This window comes from Kitasatospora azatica KCTC 9699 (assembly GCF_000744785.1).
Lineage (GTDB): Bacteria > Actinomycetota > Actinomycetes > Streptomycetales > Streptomycetaceae > Kitasatospora > Kitasatospora azatica.
In genome coordinates, this window is the sequence record NZ_JQMO01000003.1 from 95914 (window position 1) to 116078 (window position 20165).

Sequence of the window (20165 nt, forward strand, 5' to 3'; positions counted from 1 at the left end):
CTAGATGCCCTAGGATCTTGAGGAGGGCGCATGGCGCGGGCCGGGCTGACGGTGGAGCGGGTGACGATCGCGGGCGCCGAACTGGCGGACGAGGTCGGGCTCGACCAGGTGACCATGTCACAGGTGGCGCGACGACTCGGCGTCAAGGACGCGAGCCTCTACACACACGTCCGCGGCCTGGAGGACCTGCGCGCACGGATCGCGCTCCTCGCGGCGGACGAGAAGACCATTCGCATCGCGCAGGCGACCGCCGGGCGGGCGGGCGAGGACGCGCTGATCGCGTTCGCGAACGCCTGGCGGGAGTACGCCCACGAGCACCCGGGCCGCTACACGGCGACGCAGACCCCGATCCGGATCGACCCCGAACTCGCGGCGACAGCGCCCGGACCACGGCGCGCGGTCGAGCTGACCTACGGCATGCTGCGCGGCTACGCACTGGCCGAGCCCGACCTGACCGACGCGGTCCGGTTGCTGCGCAGCACGTTCCACGGGTTCGTCGCCCTGGAAGCCGCAGGCGGGTTCGCGCACGCCCGCTCGCCGCAGCAGTCCTGGGACCGCGCGCTCCACGCCCTGCACACCCTCCTGGAGCACTGGCCCTCGTCCGCAGAAGGAGACCCCTCATGACCGAGACGACCATCGCCAGCCTGCGCGTGAACGGCGCCACCCTGCACTACGAAGTGCGCGGCCAGGGCCCGCTCCTGCTGCTGATCCCCGGAGGAACCGGCGGCGCGGCCTCCTTCGACGGCATCGCCGACGACCTGGCCGCCGAGTACACCGTCGCGACCTACGACCCGCGCGGCATGTCCCGAAGCGCCCTGGACGACCCCGAGGCCGAGCAGTCAGTGGCCGAGCACGCCGACGACGCGCTGCGGATCCTGGACCTGCTGTCACCCGACGAGCCCGCCCGGGTGTTCGGCTCCAGCTCGGGCGCGATCGCCGCCCTGCACCTGCTCACCACCCATCCGCAACGGATCGAACGCGTCGTGGCGCACGAGCCGCCGGTCGTGGAGGTCCTGCCGGACGCCGCCGAACACCGCGCGCGTGCGGGAAACGTTCCACACCGAGGGGCTCATGCCGGCGATGGCCGCCTTCGCCGCCGGGCTCAAGAAGGACCGCGACAGCACCGAGCCCAAGGCCGAGATCAAACTTCCGCCCCAGGCAACCGCGCGGGCCGAACAGACAATGGCGAACCTGCCGTACTTCGTCGGGCGCATCGTCCCCAGCTTCATGTCCTACACCCCCGACATCCACCGGCTGGAGGCGCTGTCGGACCGACTCGTCCTCGCCTGCGGCCAGGACTCGCGCGGTGAGCTCCCCTACCGCCCGGCCGCCTTCCTGGCCGAGCGCCTCGGCACACAACTCCAGCACTTCCCCGGCGGCCACATCGGCCTGACCACACACCCCGCCCAGTTCGGCGAACTCCTGCGAAAGGCCCTCCGCGCCACGACGTGAACCCCACCCGCCCCGGCGAACCCCACCCGAAGTCGGCCACCCAACGCCACATCCGCGACCGGCCGTCCCCGGGGCAAATCCCCGGGGACGGCGCACAACCCGTGGACGCCGTCGGTGATCCCCACGAGTGACGGGTTCGAGCCCCGTCACTCAGCCGTCGGCACAGGCACTGGAAGCGGGTGGTCGGGCCTGACCGAGGATCGGCTGATCCGCCGTCACTGGCCTGGTGGACGCTCCCGCTGCACTTCGGGCAGCGGTGGGCGTGGATGAAGCGCACGCCCACGAGGGTGCGCGTCCAGCCGTCGCGCTGGATACGCGGCAGCGGCGAGGGCAGCACCCGAGCTCCACGAGGTCGCCCTCGCTCCCCCAGGCCGACGCCGTGGTGGCCGCCGCGAAGAGCGTGGGCCGACCCAAGCCGTCGCACCGGGGCGCGCCCGGAGCCTGACCCCCGCCGAGCTCTGCGCCGAGGGCGCTCAGTCGACCAGGTCGGGCGCGAAGTAGTCGCGCAGGCGGGCGATCCGGTCGTCGCGGATCCGGAAGATCTGGACGAGGGAGGCCGTGGTGTCGCCCTCGTCCCCGTCCCCGTCGAAGACCGTGTCGATCTCGGCGATGAACACGTCCGGATCGGTGGTGGTGTGCAGCACGAAGCTCGACTTGGCGAAGTTCGGCGTGCGCCCGGCCTTCCCGCCGCGCGCGTAGTGCGCGGCCATCGCGCTGCGGATCTGCTCGCGGCCGACCAGGCGCCGGGGGAACTCGGCGTCGGCGGGCACGAAGGGTGCCTCGAAGACGCCGTCCTCGGTGAAGGCCTCGGCGAGGGCGTCGGCGTCGCGGGACAGGGGGCCCGCGTGGATGTAGCTCTCGAAGATCTGCTGCGGCGTTCGGGGCATGTCGGCCTTCCTGGACTCGGGCACAGGAGGCCACACAATCACAGGGAAGCCGCACCGGCGAAGGGAGATGACGGTGAGTCAGGACAACAGGGCCACCCTCGGGCGCCGCGGCCTGCTGACCGCCGCAGGCGCTCTCGCGGCCGGGCTGGCCGGGACCGCGGGCAGCGCGGCGGCGGCCGACCCCGCACGCTGCGGCCCCGTGCCGTTCGGCCCGGTGAGCGTGCGCCCCGGGGACCCGCGGTACGAGAGCCCGCTGCTCGCCGACAGCCAGCGCTTCGTCGGGCGGCCCGACGAGGTCCGGGTCGTCGGCTCGACGCAGCAGGTGGGCAAGGCCGCCTACCTCAAGCGCTCCTACACCGACACCCAACTCTCAACGATCTACCGGCACTTGACGAACGACACCGGCACCCCGGCCTGCGGCATGCTGCTGATCGGCTACGGCGGCCAGGTACGCGCGGTCGAGCCGACGGCCACGGCCGTCGCGCAGCGGGACGCCGTCATGAAGGCCGTGTTCCACAGCATCTGGGCCAAGGAGACGGACGACGACGCCGACCTGACGTGGCTGCGCGAGCTCTACCGCGAGGTGTACGGCGACACCGGCGGAGTACCGGTGCCGGGCGAGGTGAGCGACGGGTCCTACGTCAACTACCCCGACGTCGACCTCGCCGACCCGTCCTGGAACACCTCCGGAGTTCCCTGGCACACCCTCTACTACAAGGACAACTACCCGCGCCTCCAACGAGTCAAGGCCCGCTGGGACCCCCTCGACGTCTTCCACCACGCACTGTCGGTGCAACTACCCCGGTAAGGCCTCAGCAAGGCTCGCGGAGCGCGCGGCACGCGGCGCCCAGGTGTACTGACCACGGAGGTTGGTGACAGGCGTCACGGCCGGCCCCAGAACACGCCCACGCCCACGCCCACGCCGGCGACGGCGACGGCGACGGCGACGGCGACGGCGACGGCGTAGACGGCGAAGCCGAAGCCTAGGTCGAGGAAAAACAGGTCGAGTTCCGCCCGGCCCGCCGGCGCAGCACCCGGACCGCCCGCCTGTCGTGGCCACTCGATTCGGACGACCCGTCACAACAGCCGCATCCACCTCCGATGCCCGCCGGGCCGCCCGCCCACAGCCCGCGCCACCAGGCATCCCTGCCAACTGCAGGCTATTTCTGCGGCTTCTGACCCGTTGTCACCGGTTGTCAGAATTTATCCATACGAACTATCTGGCCGAAACTCCTCCACCCCTGCCCAAACCTGGTCGACGAACACCGAGCTCGCCGATGAGACTGTGCACGAATCGGTGCACGCACCACCAGCCACCGATGTCCCACCCCTCCCATCGAACTCCCATCGACCTCCCATCGAAAGGGCTCCCACCCATGGCCAAGACTCTGACCCGCATCGCCGCCGTCTCCTCCGGCCTCCTGATCGCAGCCGGGGCCGCGCTCGCCACCGCGCCCTCCGCCTCGGCGCTCACCAGCGGCGCACTGCACAACTCGGCCTCAGGGCTGTGCCTGGGCATCTACGGGAACATCGACACCAATGGCCAGGACGCCATCCAGTGGGGCTGCAACGGCAACGCCGACCAGAACTGGGACTTCACCGGCGTCGGGGGCGGCTACTACCAGCTCCAGAACGGGAACGGCAAGTGCCTCGGGGTCTACGCGCGAACCAGCGTGGCGATCCAGTGGGACTGCAACGGCAACCCCGACCAGAAGTGGAGCATCGACTCCAGCGACGGCTACTCCGCCCGGCTGAAGAACGGGTACGGCCAGTGCCTCGACATCACCTCCCCCGGCAGCGGCAACGGCGCCATCGCCTACGCACTGGCCTGCGACAACAGCTCCGAGCAGCGCTGGCACTCCTGACCTGGGAACCGACGGCGCCCCGACGCCGCCGGGTGGCCTAGTGCGCCCGCTCGAACCGGATCCCCCCACGACACAGCCGCACGAGGCCCGGCTATTTCCGGAAGACATGCCCGAACGTCCACGACGACCAGGACAGCCGCCCTCGCCGCGTTCAACCCACGCTCGACAAACAAGTCCTGAGCAATCCCTTTCTGTCTCCCATCAATCCAGGCAGAACTCGTTACCCTCCGGGTCCGCCATCACGATGAACCCCGCACCCAGCGGCGGAGCCGGCTCCTCGCGACGCAGGCGCCTCGCCCCCAACCCGACGAGGCGGGCGCACTCGGCCTCCAGGGCGGCCATCCGATCCGCGCCCTGGAGGCCGGGGGCGGCGCGGACGTCGAGGTGGACGCGGTTTTTGGTGGTCTTGTCCTCCGGTACCTGCTGGAAGAAGAGTCGCGGGCCCCGCCCGGCCGGATCCTCGATCGCCGACCTCGTGTTGCGCTGGTCCTCGGGGACGCCGATCCGGGCGAGGAACTCGTCCCAGGCAGCCAACGGGTCGGCGCCCTCGGGCAGGTCGACACCGGGCGGGGCGGGGTGGATGTAACCCAGGACGTCGCGCCAGAAGGTGGAGAGCGCCCGCGGGTCGTGGGCGTCGAAGGTGACCTGGATGTGACGACTCATCAGCTGCTCCGAGCGTGGCGTAGCGGGATCCGTGCCGCCCACTCTGACACCGCCCGCCGACAACGGCGCTCCGCACACCCCACTCAGATGCCCGGGGTAGCACGGTGTCCAAGGGCGAGGCCGCCGGACCGCTCCCCCTCCCGCTCCGCCGGCGCCGACCCGCCAGCCGTCCGCGCGGATGAGCCCCGCCACGCGCATTGCAACAGCCCTGATCGTGGACCCCGTCCCGGGTGTGACGCACTGGACATGGCCGAGGAGACCTGTCGGCAGGTGGCACATAATGGGGTGCTATGACAGGCGATCACGATGAACTGCGCGCGCCGATGGCCGCGTTGGCTGCCGAAGTCCTTCCAAGCGACGCCATTATTGATACACGGAGTCAGGCCGGACTCCACAGCCTGAACAATACGATCCTCTTCGCCGAATCGCGATCGAGTATCAGCCGGTACGTTATCAGACTCCCCAGCAGAGGAACTGCTGCAGCGCTCGGAATTCGCCGCGAAGAGGAAGCCGCTGCCATTGAGGCGGCAGCCGCCAGCGGTATAACGCCTCCACCTCTCGGCATGGATGCACACGGCATCATTATTAGTCCATTTCTCGCAGCGCAGCGGCAATGGGTTGGAACGGATTGGGTATCGACCGACCACGGACAGCGCGGCGTCGACCTGGTTCGCTCGCTACTTGCCACCCGTCCGTCAGAAGGCGATGTACTCCCCTCCACATTTGAACGCATCAGTCGCATGATGGACGGCGCTCGATCAGCAGGATCATCGCTGCCCGAAGAAGCCGCGCTTCGTCGCCGCCTAGAGCGAATAGCGACGGAGAGGACGGCAGATGATCGGTACCCTCCGTGCCTGGCACATCATGACGTGTGGGCCAACAACATCATCGACGACGGCGAACAACTATGGTTGGTCGACTACGAATTCGCGGGAGTCGGCGACGGCTGGTACGACCTTGCCACAATTGTCACCGAAGCCGGCATCGGCGCGGACCGGACAGCTGCCTTTCTCCGCTCCGTGGGCCGCTCGGGCGAGGCCGAAGATCTGCGCGCACTGGAGCAGGGAAAGTGGCTGCTCCATCTCTTCGAAGCCGTTTGGGCGACGATCATGGCAGCGAAAGGAACGATTCGCCTGCATCACGGTGAAAGCTTCGACTACCACGCTCACGCACAGAATATGTGGAGCTGGCTGTTGAATAACATGACGCCTTGACGCGACCAGGGCTGACGCAAAGTCACCGTGATCAAATAACCGTACCGGTCAGGGGATGCCCGAGAGGTCCAGCGGCTGGGTGCGGGCCCTCGCGCGGCGTGCCGCCGTTCCAGTAGGACTGCCAGACGGGGTCGGTGCCCTGGGGGAACTGGAACCAGCGGCGGTCGTCCAGCTCGGCGAGCCGCAGCCGGTCGCGGTGGGCCAGCGGATCGTCGGCGCGCAGGACCACGCCGACCGGATCGGTTCGCAGCGGACGCACCGTCAGGGCGGTCTCGTCGAACGGCGCCCGGGTCAGGGCGACGTCGACCAGTCCGGCGCGCAGCCCGCATGTCGGGTCGGTCAGATCGGTGTCGCGGATGAGGATGTCGATGCCGGGGTGGGCTCGACGGTAGGCGGCGGCCAGCCTGGACACTCCCGGGTCGGTGCCGTCGCCCAGGATGCCGACGGTGATGGTCGCGGCGCCGGCTGCCGCGCTCACCCGTGCACGGACGCGGTCGGCATGGTCGAGCAGGGCCCGCGCCTCGTCGAGCAGCACCGCGCCCGCCGGAGTGAGCGTGACGCCGGTGGGCGAGCGGGCGAACAGCAGGGCCCCGACATCGGTCTCCAGCTGCTTGATCGCCCGGCTCAGCGGCGGCTGGCTCATGTGCAGTCGGGTGGCTGCCCGGCCGAAGTGGAGTTCCTCGGCGACGGCCACGAAGTAGCGCAAGATCCGTAGCTCCACGCTGCAAAGATACCCGCGAGGTATCGGTGCTGCGGGATGGGTCTTGGACACGGACCGACCCCCGGCGGTGCACTGGTGGGCATGACCGAAGAAGCAGATGCCAACGTGCCGCAGGCCGGCCCAGCCGTCTCGGTGGTGGGTCCCGGCGACGGCGAGACGATCGTTCTGGGCACCACGCGAATGCGCGTCCTGGAGGACGGCAGCCACACCGGGCACCGCCTGGCGATCGCCGAGTCCGTCCTCGCCCCGCACACTCAGGGACCGCCGCAGCATCGCCACGCCCAGCACGACGAGGGCTTCTACATTCTCTCCGGTACCGTGCGGTTCACCGTCGGGGACGAGGACCACGACGCCACCACGGGCACGCTCGTGATGGTTCCGCCCGGTACCCCGCACACCTTCGCCAACCTGACCGACCAACCCGCCGTCATGCTCAGCACATTCACCCCCGACCTGTACGTGCAGTACTTCCGAGACCTCCAGGAGGTGCTCGCCGGCGGCCGGCCGTCGACGCCACAGGCCAATATCGACGCGATGAGCCGCTACGCGACCGAGCCTGCCACCGACCTCGCCTGAAGCAGCCGAAGGGTCCCCCGTGAACCGGTCACCCGTGAACGGGAAATGACGCGTCGGCGGGCACGGTTCATTCGCCCGCGGTGTTTTCGGCTTCCCAGCGAAGCAGGTCGCCCGGCTGGCACTCGAGCACCTCGCAGAGCGCGGCGAGCGTCGCAAAGCGCACCGCCTTGGCGCGGCCGTTCTTGAGTACCGCCAGGTTGGCGGGCGTGATCCCCACGCGGTCTGCGAGTTCGCCCACGGACATCTTCCGCCTGGCCAGCATCACGTCGATGTCGACGGCGATCGGCATCAGATCACCTCGTCCAACTCGGCCTGCATCCGAGCCGCTTCGACGTCGCGGGCGACGGCCTGGGTGAGCAGCATCCGTAGCACGAGCACGATGAGCGCCACGCCCAGGACGGCCACGCCAATCCCGCCCATGATGAGGGTGACGCCCGGGTCGTCCCGCTGGCCGGGCGCATTCAGGGCCGTGACCGCGAACCACATGAGAGCAGCCGCGACGATCGCGCCGATGATGCCGTCCACGTACCGGAAGGCGGCGTGGGAGAACACGGTTCCGCGCCGCACCATCGTCACCAGTCGCCATACGCAGACCAGGGCGACCTGGGCCGTCCCGATGCCCAGGATCGTGATCACGCGCAGCGGGGTCAGCGGGAGCGACCCGTCCTCCGGGTCACTCCCGCTGACCAACACCCACACCATCAATGCCTGTACGAACACGGTGCCGGTGAGCACCACCACGAGCACGGCGCGCAGCGCGCGCACTGTCAGCTTTCCCATGACCCACTCTTCCATCGAGCTACGATGGGAATCTATCGAATATCGATAGATTGAGCAAGGGCTGGGTCGGGCGGCGGTTTCGCACCATGGCGGGATGCCAACGTCCCCTCCCGCGGCATGGCGCGATGCGAAGGTTTTCGATCTCGCCGGGGTCGACGCCGGAGGTTCCACGTCCAGCGTCTCGAGGTCGAGGTGCTCCAGGTTCTCCTGGACGGCCCTGCGCAGGTCTTCGGGCTTGCAGGCCGGGGGCCGGGCCTCCCTCCTGGTCCCGGGTCGCGCCGACCTTGGTCACGATTTCGTCGGGGCTGCGAAAACGCGTCACCCCGCAGGCGTGCCGATCTGGTCGCGTTCCAGGACGGAACGCAGCTCCGAGAGGGCCTGCGCGGCGGCCGCCATGGGGGACGCCTTGAGTGCATCTGCGATCAGCTCGGCCAACCTCTCGGCAAAGGTCCCTTCAGCCGCGTCGACCAACTGCAGGCCGTCGTCGGTCAGTTCCAGCAGTGACGACCGGCGGTCCGACGGGTTCGGCAGGCGGGCGACCCATCCCTGCCGCTCCAGGCGGTCGACGCCCTTGCTGGTGGCCCCGATGCCGATGGCGAACTCGGCTGCCAGATCCGCCACCCGGGCCCCGGGGTGGTCGCGGAGGTGGCGCAGGAACTCGAACTGTGACGTGACGATCCCGTGCCGCTCGCGAAGACGGTCGTTGAGGGCGTTGTACAGACGTGTCTCGCATCGGACGAGGTCGGCGAAGAAGCTCGGGAGGTCGACCGCCTCACCGCTCACTTTAGATGCCATGGCATATAGTCTACGTTAGATGCCACGGCATATAGTGCCGAAGAAGCTACTTACGACAGGACCACGCGTCATGAGCAAGGAACAGCGCACGCAGGTCGGCGCGATGCTGCGAAAGCCCCGGCCCGACAGCCCCCAGTCGGTCGAGGCGATCCGAGCCGGATTCAAGGCGATGATGGCCCAGATGGTCGTCCCGGACGGCCTCCGCATCACCAAGACGACGCTCGGCGAGCGACCGGCGCTGTACGTCGAGCCGGGCACCGCAACGCGCACCGGGACGGTCCTGTACTTCCACGGCGGCGGCTGGGTGTTCGGCTCCCCCGAGACCGCGCTGTCGCTCACGGGGAACCTCGTGGCCAGGACCGGGCTCACGGCGTACTCGCTGGACTACCGGCTCGCCCCCGAGCACCCGTTCCCGGCCGCGATCGAGGACGCGCTGAGCGCCTACCGCGCCCTCCTCGACAGCGGCGAAGACCCTTCGACCATCGCGTTCGCCGGGGACTCCGCCGGCGGCGGCCTCACCGTCACCACCTGCCTCGCCGCCCGCGACGCCGGTCTCCCGATGCCCGCCGCGATCGTGGCCTTCTCCCCCGGTCTCGACGCCACCCGGACGGGCGAGAGCATGGACACCAAGGCAGGCATCGACCCGTTCTTCACCCGCGAGAGCCTGGGACACACCGGGGCCATGTACCTGGCGGGAGCCGACCCGCACCAGCCCATGCTCAGCCCCGCCGTCCTCGCCGACCTGACCGGCTTCCCGCCGATGCTCCTCCAGGCGGGAACTGACGAAGTGCTCCTGGACGACTCCACCCGCATGGCCGCCCGCGCCCGCGCAGCCGGAGTGGACGTGATCCTCGACATCACCGCCGACGTACCCCACGTGTTCCAGTCCTTCGCCGGCGTGCTCGACGAAGCCGACCAGGCACTGGACCGCGCAGCCCTCTTCCTCACGCAGCACGTCCACATTCCCGACGCCGCGGCCAAGTCAGCCCGGTAAGGCTCGGAGCCCGCTGTCCGTACAGCAGGCTGGACGGCTCCGGCCTTCGCAGTGAAAGACGGCAACACGAGCCAACCGCGCAGAAGCAGGGCAGTGGCATCGGCATCGGGCGAGAGCCTCCGTGTCAGGCCAGTACTCGCGCGCCTGAAAGGATTTGTGGCCGTGCAAGCCGGCGAAGGAGCGGATGAGGCGTCAGCCCTCCACATTTTCAGGAGTGCACGCGTAGGTGCGGACCGGGTCGAGGTGCAGTACGTAGGGCCCGAAGCAGTCCGCGGCAAGGGTGGCGACCCGGGCCGCGCAGAGGCAGGCCCCGGTTGGGGCCCTCGGTTCCGTTCGGTCCGCAGCATCCGGTGCTGGCTTCCCAGTTCGGGAGAGGCCGCAGCGCGGGCGCGTCATCGGGGTGGGATCACGATCGTGTTGCGGACCCCGCCCGAGGCAACGAAGCCCGCATGACGATCCCGCCGGGCGAAAAGATCACGCCTGCCACGTGATCGGCGGTAGTGTCTGACCCCGTGCCCGAGACCTTCGCCCCCCAGAACGACATCGTGAACGCCATCGTGGAGAGTGCCGCCCGCGCGACTCTGCCCTTCCAGCAGGCGAACGCGGACCGGAACCGCGGGACGGCGTTCTGGTACAACCACCTGATCGAGAGCACACCTGAAGGGGACACCGTCAGGCAGTACCTGGTGACCGCCGAAGCACTGACGCGGTACGACCTCGCGCAGTGGACGCTGCGCGCCGAACTCTGCGAGCCGGCGATGAGCGCAGAGCAGCTTGTCATGACCGACTTCGCCGCCGGCTGGACCCGCCTCGATGGTCTCGCGGTGGCGGTGATGCCGACAGGCGGGCTTGACGCCCACGCCGAGCGCAAGGGCTGGCGGTGGACCACCGACGAGATCACCGACGGCCTGGCGGCCTCCGAGCAGGACATCGCAGCGATCGGGGACAGTTCGATACCGGCCTACCTCCTGGGCCATGACGTCGGTGCGGAACGGGGCGAGCGGCTGCAGGCCGTCATCGTCGGCGCGATTGCGCGGGACGCGGACGGAGTCATCAGCTGGGGCGCTCCGCTGCCGGAGGGATGCGCCGGAGGGCCGGTGTTCATCGGCCGCTCGCTCGGTGACGACCGGTTCCAACTGGTGTGCGTCGGCCTCGCCCTGCCCGGCGACGGCCCGAACGAGATCGCCACCTTTGACCGCATCCGGACCGCAGTCGCCGGACTCGCCCCTGCTGCACCCCGGCGCTGGTGGCAACGGCGCCGACGCTGACACGGCCACCGGAACAACATCGGGTCCTGGTTCGAGGCTGAGCCGAGGTCGAGGATGCTGCGGCCGGCGGCCGGGTCGCGGAGCCGGTCGCGGACGCCCGCGACGCGGTCGGCGGTCGGCGGCGGTCCCGACCAGGTGCGGAGCGAACTCGCTGGCGAGGGCGGTGGGCTGTGTGAAATCGTGCTCACCAATGCCACCGACGAAGTAGACCGGGATGACCGAAGAGGACGCTCTCCAAGAGTTCAGCCGACTAGCACACGCGAGGGCGTTCGGTCGGTCCGTGGGGTCTGACCAGCTCATCCGGGCGGCGTTGGACGCGTTGATCTCCGGGATTGAGAGTCCTTCGCTCGCCATGCTGGCCGGCCTGCTGCGGAGTGCGGAATCCGAAGCCCCGGAGCTCTTCGACCAGGCGCTGGAGGAGTTGGGACTCGTCTTCGTCGCACCGTCCGACCCACGTGCCGCCACATGGGCCTTTGCCTACTGGATTGCCGGTCAGATTGTCGACGGATCACTCGATCCCGCCATCGGCACCTACCAGATCTGGGTCGATGCCGCCTACGACCTGGACTATCCGCAGGAGCTGCGCGAGGTCGTCTCGTGCGCGATCAACCTGGACAGCTGGAACGAAGACTGGGGCGTCCGGGGCGTCCCCTTCGAGGCTCTCAAGGCAGAAGCAGCCGACGCCGCCAAGCGGTTCCTGACCCAGAAGCCGGAACAGCACATCAACACGGGCGTTCACGAGTAGGGCTGGCCTGCGACAAGGCATCGTGTTGAAGATCGCCTCCCACCCCTGAAGTGATCGCTTCCCGGAGTTCCCAGTCGTGTCAGGTGGGGTCAGCCCGACATGGTCATGCGCCGAGTAGTCGAGCGGGCACCAACGCCATGCCCCCTCTGGGAGCGGTCATACAGCGCTGCGCCTTCGGGACTGCGGGTGTAGCCCTTGACCTGCCGGTGGACGCAGCCTGGCCCGTGCTCGGCCCGGTTCGGGCAGCGCTCGTGGTTGCTCACCGAATGCGGACCTCCAGCCGGCCGCTCATCGAAGAAGAGCGAGAACTGGTTCAGCGCCATCGAGGAGAGGTGGTCCGTCGGGTGGTCGCATGGGCGCCGGGCCTCGGGGGCCTGCCGCCAGCAGCCTCGCCGCCGGAGTGTGCACCGCCCACCGCACCTTCGTCGCCATTGACGCCACAGCGTGCCGCGAGCCGTTCCCGGTCTGACGCTCACCGTGGCGTGAACGGCCAGGCCTCGCAGGGCTGTCCTGCGAGGCCTGGCCGTCTTGTCGGGGGGGTCAGGACTGCTTCGCGGCTCCGACGGTGGGGAGGCCGAGGTGGACGGGGCCGGTGCCGGCGGGCTGCTTGCAGGAGTCGTGGCAGTCCTTTTCCAGGCTGCAGCACAGGGAGCAGATGGCGCCGGCGTGGAAGGGGCAGCCGGCGATGTCGGGGCGCTCGAAGTCCTCGGTGCAGACGGTGCAGGTCAGGATGGTGGCCGAGAGCAGGCCGTTCTCCAGGAAGAGCGGTTCGTCCTGGTCGTCGGTGCGGGCGATGTAGTACTTGCCCTTGGTCAGGACGGCCAGCAGCGGGGAGAGCACCATGGCGATGAACAGGGCGATGAAGGGCGAGAAGGCCTTGCCGTAGTCGCCGAAAGCGTTGAAGTAGGCGGCGATGGAGATGGCCGAGGCGATCAGCATCGAGCCGAAGCCGACCGGGTTGAAGTTGTACAGGTGCGCCCGCTTGAACTCGATGTACGAGGGGCTCAGCTTCAGCGGCTTGTTGATGACGAGGTCGGCGACGACTGCGCCGATCCAGGCGATGGCGACGTTGGAGTAGAAGCCCAGGACCGTGTTGAGGAGGCCGAAGACACCGCCTTCCATCAGAGCCAGCGCGATGCCGACGTTGAGGAAGATGTAGACGACACGGCCGGGGTGACGATGGGTGAGCCGGGAGAAGAAGTTCGACCACGACAGCGAGCCGGAGTAGGCGTTGGTCGTGTTGATCTTGATCTGGGAGAGGATGACGAAGAAGGTGGCCAGGCCCAGCGCCACCGGGGCCGCGAAGGTCTTGAAGCCGGAGAGGTACTGCTGGATCGGCTCGTTGGCCTTGGCCAGGCCGACGCTGCCGGCGATGTAGAAGGCCAGGAAGGCCCCGCCGATCTGCTTGACCGCCCCCAGGATCACCCAGCCCGGACCGGCGGACAGGACCGCGCCCCACCACTTCTTCGCGTTCTCAGGGGTCTTGTCCGGCATGAAGCGCAGGTAGTCGACCTGCTCACCGATCTGGGCGATGAGGGACAACGCGATACCGGCGCCCGCGCCGACGCCGATCAGGCTGAGGGAGGAGCCGGTGGGCGAGTTGCCCGCGAAGTGGGTGAACTGCGAGAACTTGCCCGGGTCCTGGACGGCCACGGAGACGAACGGGGCGACCATCAGGACCAGCCAGACCGGCTGCGTCCAGACCTGCATCTTCGACAGCGCGGTCATCCCGTAGAACACCAGCGGAAGGATGATCAGCGAGCAGATCAGATACCCGACGGCGAGCGGGATGTGCAGGCCCAGTTCGAGGGCCTGGGCCATGATCGAGCCCTCGAGGGCGAAGAAGATGAAGGTGAAGCTGGCGTAGATGACCGAGGTGAGGGTCGAGCCGAGATAGCCGAATCCCGCGCCCCGGGTCAGCAGGTCCATGTCGATCGAGTACTTCGCCGAGTAGTACGAGATCGGAATGCCGGTGAGGAAGATGGTGATCGCGGCGGCCAGAATTGCGACCAGCGCGCTGGAAAAGCCGTTGGAGATGGCGATGGAACCGCCGATGGCGAAGTCCGCGAGGTAGGCGATGCCGCCCAGGGCCGTGGTGGCCACGACGTACGGGGTCCAGCGGCGGAAGGACTTCGGCGCGTAGCGCAGCGAGTAGTCCTCGAGCGTGGTGTTCTGCGTCCAACCGTTGTACCGGCGGGTCTTCGCGCCGGCATCCGCGCCGGGGGGCGCCTGGTTGCCGAGTGTTTCCGTCACGGGTGTTCCCTCTTCTGCCCACAAGGTATTACCCCCGGACGCCCCGGGTGGCGGTGCAAGAGTCCCGCTGGAGTGTTTCCCGGCCGTTTCGCATCGTTTAAATCAGAATTCTCGGCAGTGATTTGTGTGACGCGCGTAGACTATTGGCCGCGATCAAGGCATACTGGCGCGCAGAGCAGGATTCCGGAATTGAATTCCGACAGCCCGGCCCGCAGCCGACGGGCGGAGCGCCCGCATGCGGCGGCGCAGGTTCGAACGGCGCCACCGGGCCGGATGCGGCACTCGATGCTTCCCCTAGAAAGTATTTCCATGGGAAAGTATTGTCAACGGCCAGGGCAGCAACACGGGCCGGAGAGCGCCAAGCAAGCAGGAGCACCAGGCAGCGGCGCCAAGCAGCAGGCAAGGGGTCAGAGTTGGGCCAGCACGTCGAAGTCGAAGGCATCCGCCCGCGCGAGGTAGACCCGCTGATCGATGTGGTTGCCCCGCAGCCGGAGCGCGCCGCGCGGCCCTTCGTAGCCGACCGTGTCACTGACCGCGCGCATGGCCCGTACGTCCAGCGAGCCGGCCCGCTCGGCCAGGGCGCCGAGCAGCCGCAGGCCCTCGAAGCAGGACTCGCCGAGGCTGCCGACGACCGGCGCCTCGACGCCGAAGCGGTGGGCGAAGCGGCGGTTGAAGTCCAGGCTCTCGGCGGTGGCGAGAGTCTCGAAGTAGCCGGAGGCGGCCCAGAGTCCGGCGGTGGCGTCGGCGCCAGTGGCCAGCAGCATGTTCTCGTCCATGTGAGTGCTCAGCCGCAGGCAGCGGTGGTGCAGGCCGTGGGCGGCGAAGTCCCGGTTGAAGCGCACCGCGTCGGCGCCGACCAGCAGCATCAGCACCGCGTCCGCGTCGCAGTGCTCGATACGCCGCAGCACCGGGCCGAAGTCCTCGGTGCCCAGCGGGACGAAGGCCTCGCCCAGGATCCGGCCACCGCAGGCCGTGGCGTGTCGGCGGGCGGCGCGGGCGGTCTCGCGCGGCCATACGTAGTCGTTGCCGACCGTGCACCAGCGCCGCGCCCCCGTGGCCTCGGCCAGCAGGCGCATCGCCGGGAGGAGTTGGCGTTCGTCGGTCTCCCCGGTGAGGAACACCCCCGGCGTGCGCTCCCCGCCCTCGTACTGGGCGGTGTAGACGTACGGCACCAGGTGGGCGATGCGCGGGGCGAGCGCCTTGCGTACCGCCGAGATGTGCCAGCCCACGACCGCGTCCACCGCGCCCAGCGCCACCAGCGCCTCGACCTCGGCAGCGACTCGCTGCGGCGGGCCCCCGCCGTCGATCGCGGCGAGCCGCACCTCGCGGCCCAGTACTCCGCCCGCCGCGTTGATCTCCTCGGCGGCGAGCTGCGCGGACAGCTCGCAGGACGGCCCGAAGATGCCGCCCGGCCCCTGCAGGGGCACCACCAGGGCTACGGTCAGGGTGTCGTCGACGCCGGCGGTACTGCCTATGCTGCGCCGAGGTGGTCCCAGGAACACGTGACCACCTCCGGGAGGGCCGTTCGGGAACAAGGCTCGTTAACCCGGTCTCGGCGCCCTCGCAGAGACCCCTGATGTGGCCCGAACAGTAGACCTAGAGGAAGGACACCGGCAAACATGCCCTCCCAGCCGTCGCGGGATCTCGCGCACATCCTCAGCCATGCCGAGCGTCGCCTGGTGCAGCGGCTCGCCAACCTGCTGGCAGAAGAGGGCTGTTCGGTCGAGCAGTGGCGCGTGCTGTCGGCCGTCGCCGATGGCCAGGGACATCCGATGACCGAGATCGCCGAATACGCGCTGCTGCCCGCGCCCAGCCTCACCAAGCTCGTCGACCGGCTGGTCGATAACAACCTCGTCTATCGCCGCACCGACCCGAACGACCGCCGCCGTGTGCTCCTCTACCTCGCCACTCGGGGTCGCGTCCTCCACCAGCGCGCCGCCCACCGCGTCGAGGAGGACCAGGCCCACGTTCTCGCCGCACTTCTCGACAGTGGTGAACTCGCCCGGACCCTCGGTGCCCTCGCCGACGTCCTGGACGGGCGCCCCGGCCTCGCCGCGGAGCGTCGCACGGGTCACTGACCGTGCATGGCGATGCAGCGGTCCCGAAGCCCACGGACCGCCGGAAGCCGGTGCCCCGCTCGCATCCATGCCCAACTCGCCAGTTGCTAGGTGGGATTGATGTTGTATCAGGTCAGGCATAGGCTTGAGCAGAGGTATTGACCGGTCGCTCAAGTCAGGAGCCTGGGGTGGCCGGATCAGGACAGCCGAGTACGCCCCGCCCACGCTTGGAGCATGCCCGGTGAGGCTCAACAGCATCTCGAAGCCACCCGTCCCGACCCCGAAGGCCGACCGGACCGCGCTGGCTCTGGTCGGCGCGGCAGTCGCGTGGGGACTGGTCCTCCTGGCCCTCGCCGCCTTCCTGCCGATCGTGACCTCGCAGAGCCTGCCGTCCGTCGCGCCCTCCGCCTCGCAGGGCCGGCCTGGCTCCGCAGCCTCCGCCCTTTCAGCACCCCCGACCGGCACAGGCACCACAGCTGCGCTGGTGGAGCTTCCGCGCGTCACGCTGGTCCAACACGACGGATACGCCGTGCTGTTCCTCGTGGCACTGCCCATCGTGCTCTCGCTGCTGGTCGGTCTGCTGCTGTGGCTCCGGGGCGCCAGGCGGTCCAGGCCGGCGGGCGCAGCGGCCTGGGTTCTCGCAGGAGCAGTCCTTGCCGGCGGGGTCGTCGGCTTCGTGACCTTCCTGATCGGGCTCGCCGTGGTGCCGGCTGGAGTCCTCCTCGTCTGCGCCTGCGGGCGCGTGGCGCCCCTGGCCGGACCACGACCGTCAGCCGGCCTCCCGCCTCGGTGTCCCTCCCCGGCGATGAAGCTCGAGGATCCAATCCGACACGATCTCGTAACGGGGCCGGTAGTCCCGCCGCTTCTCGCCCGAGCCGTTCAACCGCGACGACCATCGCCGTCCCGCCGACGCTCGGCGACTACCGCCTCTACACCCCGCTCAGCCACCTCGGTGCGCTGCTGCCGGAGCGGACCGAGGGAGGCGAAGGGGCAAGGGGACGGTGTCGGCGAACGCGAGCCGGCACCGTCCCCTTCGGGCGCGGCTCCGGCGTCACGAGATCATGAACTCCTCCGTCGACAGCGCACGCTTCACGATCCGCACGTCGCCGATCCAGCCGTGGAGGATCTTGTCCAGCACGCCGGCGTACTCGTATCCGCCGAGCATCCACGGCTGCCCGAGGGTGGTGAGGCCGACGGCCGGGGTCGAGGGGTTGCGGGCCACCTCGCAGCCGTCCACGTACATCCGGTTGAGCCGGCCGTCGTTGACGACCGCGACGTGCCACCAGTGGTCCAGCGGCAGCTGGTGGCCCCAACAGGTCGACGCGCCGGTCTGGTTGAGCGGGTACACGCACCACTGCAGCGCGGGCTGATCGGACAGGCTGAGCGTGACGATCGGCTCCTGCGGGTCGGTCGAGTCGCCGCTCTTGCCGGCCTCGCCGCTCATGCCCCAGCGGCTCAGGATCGCCGACCACGCGTTCTGCCCCGGGTCCCAGTCCGCGGGCATCTTGAAGAAGGCCTCGATGGTGTAGCCGTGCTCGAACGTCTCGCGGTTGACGGGCGCGCCGGGCACGGTCTGGAGGAAGGCGCCGACCGGCGGCTTGTTGCGGCTGTCGAACAGCAGGCTGCCGTGGCCGGGCTGGTCCGGGTGGTGGTCGGACGACCAGGTGAGCGAGCTGTCGGGTGCGCCCGGGGTGCCCAGGCGGATCAGGTCGTTGCCCTGGCCGGTGAGGTCCCGGACGACCTGGCGGTCCGGGAGCGGCGTACCGGCCTTGCCGCCGTTGTCGAAGCGCCAGTAGGCGAGGGTGTCGCGGACGAGCAGGTCGCTCGCGGGCCGGGCCGGGCGCTGCGGGACGGGGGCGAAGCCGGCGAAGCGGTGCTCGAAGTCGATCGGGATGGAGAACCGGTCGACGTCGGAGGTCAGTTCGGCCTCCTGGGCGGCGAGGGCGTTGCGCTCCTCGGCTGCCTGCTCCAGGATCCACGGCGAGAGCGTCGACACGTCGATGGCGTTCCGGTCGAGGTCGAACCGGTAGGTGCGGATCATCGCCGCGCCGCCGTAGTAGCGGTCCTGGTAGTTGGTGATGTGGACGTGGACGTCGTGGCCGGCCTTGTTCTTGAGGACGGTGCGGCCGGGCGGCCAGTAGTGCCCGTTGACGGTGAGGAACACCTGGTCGTTGTCGTTGACGAGCTTGTCCCAGAGGCGGGTTCCGTAGTCGGAGAGCGTCGCCTTGCCGTTGTCGTCCGCGTAGGCCATCTCGTGGGTGGTGAGGATGACCGGCAGCTTCGGGTTCGCGGCGATCATCTTGTTGGCCCAGGCGAAGCCCGCGTCCGACAGGCGCCAGTCCAGTGAGAGGACCATCCACTCGCGGCCGGCCGCCTTGAAGACGTGGCAGGTGTTGTACCCGTCGGGGCTGGAGGCCCGGTAGCCGGGTGTGCGGGCGGCCCTCGCCGGGGTGAAAGTCTGCAGGTACGGGGTGCTGCCCCGCTGGTCGTCGGTCGAGGACCGGACGTCGTGGTTGCCCGCGAGCACGCCGTAGGCGACGCCGGCGTCGTCGAGCATTGCGAAGGACTTCGTCACGGCGGCGTACTCGGTGGGCAGTCCGTGCTCGGTGACGTCGCCGAGGTGGGCGAGGAAGACGATGTTGTCGTCCCCGCCGTCCTCGCGGTTCACCCCGCCGTCGAGGACGTAGCGGAAGGAGGCCTCCAGCGGGGCGGGGTGGATCCGGTCCTCATCGAACAGGTACTGCGTGTCCGGCATGACGACGAAGGTGAACTGCCGGCTGTCGGGGTCGGGCTCCCAGCGGTCCCGGCTGCTGCGGGTGTCGCGGGGCCCGGGCGTGTCTGCCGCCGCGGGCGCGGCAGCGCTGAAGACTCCGAGTCCCGCCGCGCCGACCCCGGCCCCCAACAGCCCGGCCCCGCGCAGGAACCGCCGACGGCTCGCCGCCGCCGTCCCGTGCCCGTCGAGGTCCGCGGTGCGGGGGCAGGCGCACGCGTCGGACGGATGGAATTCGTGCATGATCGCTCCAAGGAGTGGGGTGTCCCCAGACGCTAGGAACCGAACCTTGTCGCAGGTCATCCACGTGGTCACGCGGCGCTGAACAGCGGCCGAATGCCGCAAACTCGACGCCGGGCGCCCCGGCGCGGGAGGCGGGAAGGGCGGCCGCGATGATGTCAGGCATGATGCCGCCCGCACCGGCAGCGAGCGCCCGTCGCGGCTGGTTCCGCCGGGGCCGCTGAGCGCGCGTCAGCGGCACCCGCCGGCCTGGGTCCTGATCAGTGCGCCTGCGCGCTGTCGGTCACGGCCTGCCGCACCCGCTCCTGAAGGTCGTCGCCCGGCGGGAGGCTGCGCACATTGGCCGTGGTGGTGGCCGGGCCGACGAGCAGGAAGTGCTGCTCGGGGTGGGCCTTGGCGGCCGCTTCGACAGTCGGCGCGAACTGGCCGTCGGAGGAGGCGGCGACGATCAGGGTGCAGTTCTTCAGGATCAGGCCGCCGATCGCGCCGGCGGCCTGGGCGGACGTCGCCGTGACGTAGCTGGCGCGGGCGTGCAGCGGGGCGGTCGCGGCCTGGGCGCCGGCCCAGGCCCGGGCACCGGGCGTGCCGGGCGTGAGGCCCGCGGGGTCGGTGACCAGACAGGTGTTGAAGGCGATGAACGGCTGGGTCGGCGCCGGCTTGGGGGCCGCGTGGGCCGAACACCCGGTCAGCGCCGGGCCCCCGGTCAGCAGGGTGAGGGCAAGGGCGCCAGTGGCTCGTTTGGACATCTGCGGTCGCACTGCTGTTGCTCCCTTGTGCTCGTTGATCGGGGCTGAGCATAAGGCATGCGGAGCACCGCGAGGCACATCCAGAATTCGCCGAACCTGATGGCCGTTCAGTTTAGTTGGCACGCAGGATTCGTGGGGT

18 protein-coding genes and 2 pseudogenes are annotated in these 20165 nt (G+C 69.5%); 10 read left to right on the forward strand and 10 right to left on the reverse strand.

Annotated elements, in window-relative coordinates; genetic code table 11:
- The first annotated feature begins 30 nt into the window (after positions 1-30).
- Both BR98_RS11635 and BR98_RS11640 read left to right on the forward strand, forming a co-directional pair.
- Complete coding sequence (locus tag BR98_RS11635; protein ID WP_035844167.1) at positions 31-624, forward strand: TetR/AcrR family transcriptional regulator; 594 nt, start codon at positions 31-33, stop codon at positions 622-624.
- A pseudogene (locus tag BR98_RS11640) lies at positions 621-1452 on the forward strand (alpha/beta fold hydrolase). Before BR98_RS11635 ends, BR98_RS11640 begins: the two are co-directional and overlap by 4 nt.
- Before the next feature lie 473 nt (positions 1453-1925).
- On the opposite strand, the gene BR98_RS11645 reads toward BR98_RS11640, so the two are convergent.
- Positions 1926-2339, reverse strand: a complete 414-nt coding sequence (locus BR98_RS11645) for a nuclear transport factor 2 family protein (RefSeq protein ID WP_035844168.1) — start codon at positions 2337-2339, stop codon at positions 1926-1928.
- Positions 2340-2412: 73 nt separating this feature from the next.
- On the opposite strand from BR98_RS11645, the gene BR98_RS36230 reads away from it, so the two are divergent.
- Together BR98_RS36230 and BR98_RS11655 are read left to right on the forward strand one after the other, a co-directional pair.
- Positions 2413-3147 (forward strand): BBE domain-containing protein, encoded by a 735-nt coding sequence (locus tag BR98_RS36230; RefSeq protein ID WP_232247374.1) that lies wholly within the window; start codon positions 2413-2415, stop codon positions 3145-3147.
- Between the two features lie 568 nt (positions 3148-3715).
- Positions 3716-4204 carry an RICIN domain-containing protein gene (locus tag BR98_RS11655; RefSeq protein ID WP_035844169.1) on the forward strand — a complete coding sequence of 163 codons (489 nt, stop codon included), beginning with the start codon at positions 3716-3718 and terminating at the stop codon, positions 4202-4204.
- 201 nt (positions 4205-4405) lie between these two features.
- Here the strand turns inward: BR98_RS11655 and BR98_RS11660 are convergent, their stop codons facing one another.
- Positions 4406-4867 (reverse strand): VOC family protein, encoded by a 462-nt coding sequence (locus tag BR98_RS11660; protein WP_035844172.1) that lies wholly within the window; start codon positions 4865-4867, stop codon positions 4406-4408.
- 290 nt (positions 4868-5157) lie between these two features.
- Between BR98_RS11660 and BR98_RS37825 the strand changes: the two genes are divergently transcribed.
- The gene (locus BR98_RS37825; protein ID WP_083976489.1) at positions 5158-6081 is read left to right on the forward strand and encodes a phosphotransferase family protein; all 924 of its coding nucleotides are present in this window, start codon (positions 5158-5160) and stop codon (positions 6079-6081) included.
- Positions 6082-6163: 82 nt separating this feature from the next.
- Here BR98_RS37825 and BR98_RS11670 read toward each other — a convergent pair.
- Positions 6164-6787, reverse strand: a pseudogene (locus BR98_RS11670) (LysR family transcriptional regulator); the annotation flags it as partial.
- Between the two features lie 96 nt (positions 6788-6883).
- On the opposite strand from BR98_RS11670, the gene BR98_RS11675 reads away from it, so the two are divergent.
- The gene (locus tag BR98_RS11675; RefSeq protein WP_198042203.1) at positions 6884-7378 is read left to right on the forward strand and encodes a cupin domain-containing protein; all 495 of its coding nucleotides are present in this window, start codon (positions 6884-6886) and stop codon (positions 7376-7378) included.
- 67 nt (positions 7379-7445) lie between these two features.
- Here BR98_RS11675 and BR98_RS11680 read toward each other — a convergent pair whose 3' ends face one another.
- The 3 genes from BR98_RS11680 to BR98_RS11690 all read right to left on the reverse strand — a co-directional run bounded on the left by BR98_RS11680 (position 7446) and on the right by BR98_RS11690 (position 8953).
- Positions 7446-7667: a helix-turn-helix domain-containing protein gene (locus BR98_RS11680; RefSeq protein ID WP_035844180.1), complete on the reverse strand. Its 222-nt coding sequence runs from the start codon at positions 7665-7667 to the stop codon at positions 7446-7448.
- The gene (locus BR98_RS11685; RefSeq protein WP_035844181.1) at positions 7667-8158 is read right to left on the reverse strand and encodes a DUF2975 domain-containing protein; all 492 of its coding nucleotides are present in this window, start codon (positions 8156-8158) and stop codon (positions 7667-7669) included. The genes BR98_RS11680 and BR98_RS11685 overlap by 1 nt, the downstream gene beginning before the upstream one ends.
- Before the next feature lie 318 nt (positions 8159-8476).
- Positions 8477-8953, reverse strand: a complete 477-nt coding sequence (locus BR98_RS11690) for a MarR family winged helix-turn-helix transcriptional regulator (RefSeq protein WP_035844183.1) — start codon at positions 8951-8953, stop codon at positions 8477-8479.
- 70 nt (positions 8954-9023) lie between these two features.
- Here BR98_RS11690 and BR98_RS11695 point away from each other — a divergent pair, with 70 nt between their 5' ends.
- The 3 genes from BR98_RS11695 (at position 9024) to BR98_RS11705 (ending at position 11960) form a co-directional block, all read left to right on the forward strand.
- Positions 9024-9947: an alpha/beta hydrolase gene (locus BR98_RS11695; protein WP_035844185.1), complete on the forward strand. Its 924-nt coding sequence runs from the start codon at positions 9024-9026 to the stop codon at positions 9945-9947.
- Between the two features lie 512 nt (positions 9948-10459).
- Entirely contained in the window at positions 10460-11215 is a 756-nt protein-coding gene (locus BR98_RS11700) for a hypothetical protein (protein WP_035844187.1), read from the forward strand.
- Between the two features lie 280 nt (positions 11216-11495).
- Positions 11496-11960, forward strand: a complete 465-nt coding sequence (locus BR98_RS11705) for a hypothetical protein (RefSeq protein ID WP_232247375.1) — start codon at positions 11496-11498, stop codon at positions 11958-11960.
- Positions 11961-12500: 540 nt separating this feature from the next.
- Here BR98_RS11705 and BR98_RS11710 read toward each other — a convergent pair.
- Both BR98_RS11710 and BR98_RS11715 read right to left on the reverse strand, forming a co-directional pair.
- Positions 12501-14213 (reverse strand): purine-cytosine permease family protein, encoded by a 1713-nt coding sequence (locus BR98_RS11710; RefSeq protein WP_035844190.1) that lies wholly within the window; start codon positions 14211-14213, stop codon positions 12501-12503.
- Between the two features lie 407 nt (positions 14214-14620).
- Entirely contained in the window at positions 14621-15688 is a 1068-nt protein-coding gene (locus tag BR98_RS11715; protein ID WP_035851692.1) for a substrate-binding domain-containing protein, read from the reverse strand.
- Positions 15689-15832: 144 nt separating this feature from the next.
- On the opposite strand from BR98_RS11715, the gene BR98_RS11720 reads away from it, so the two are divergent.
- On the forward strand, positions 15833-16291 hold the full coding sequence (locus BR98_RS11720) for a MarR family winged helix-turn-helix transcriptional regulator (protein ID WP_035844191.1): 459 nt from the start codon (positions 15833-15835) through the stop codon (positions 16289-16291).
- Positions 16292-17321: 1030 nt separating this feature from the next.
- Here the strand turns inward: BR98_RS11720 and BR98_RS11725 are convergent.
- Positions 17322-19283 (reverse strand): LamG-like jellyroll fold domain-containing protein, encoded by a 1962-nt coding sequence (locus tag BR98_RS11725; RefSeq protein WP_035844193.1) that lies wholly within the window; start codon positions 19281-19283, stop codon positions 17322-17324.
- Between the two features lie 257 nt (positions 19284-19540).
- Positions 19541-20026, reverse strand: a complete 486-nt coding sequence (locus BR98_RS11730) for a type 1 periplasmic-binding domain-containing protein (RefSeq protein ID WP_035844195.1) — start codon at positions 20024-20026, stop codon at positions 19541-19543.
- Positions 20027-20165: the final 139 nt, after the last annotated feature.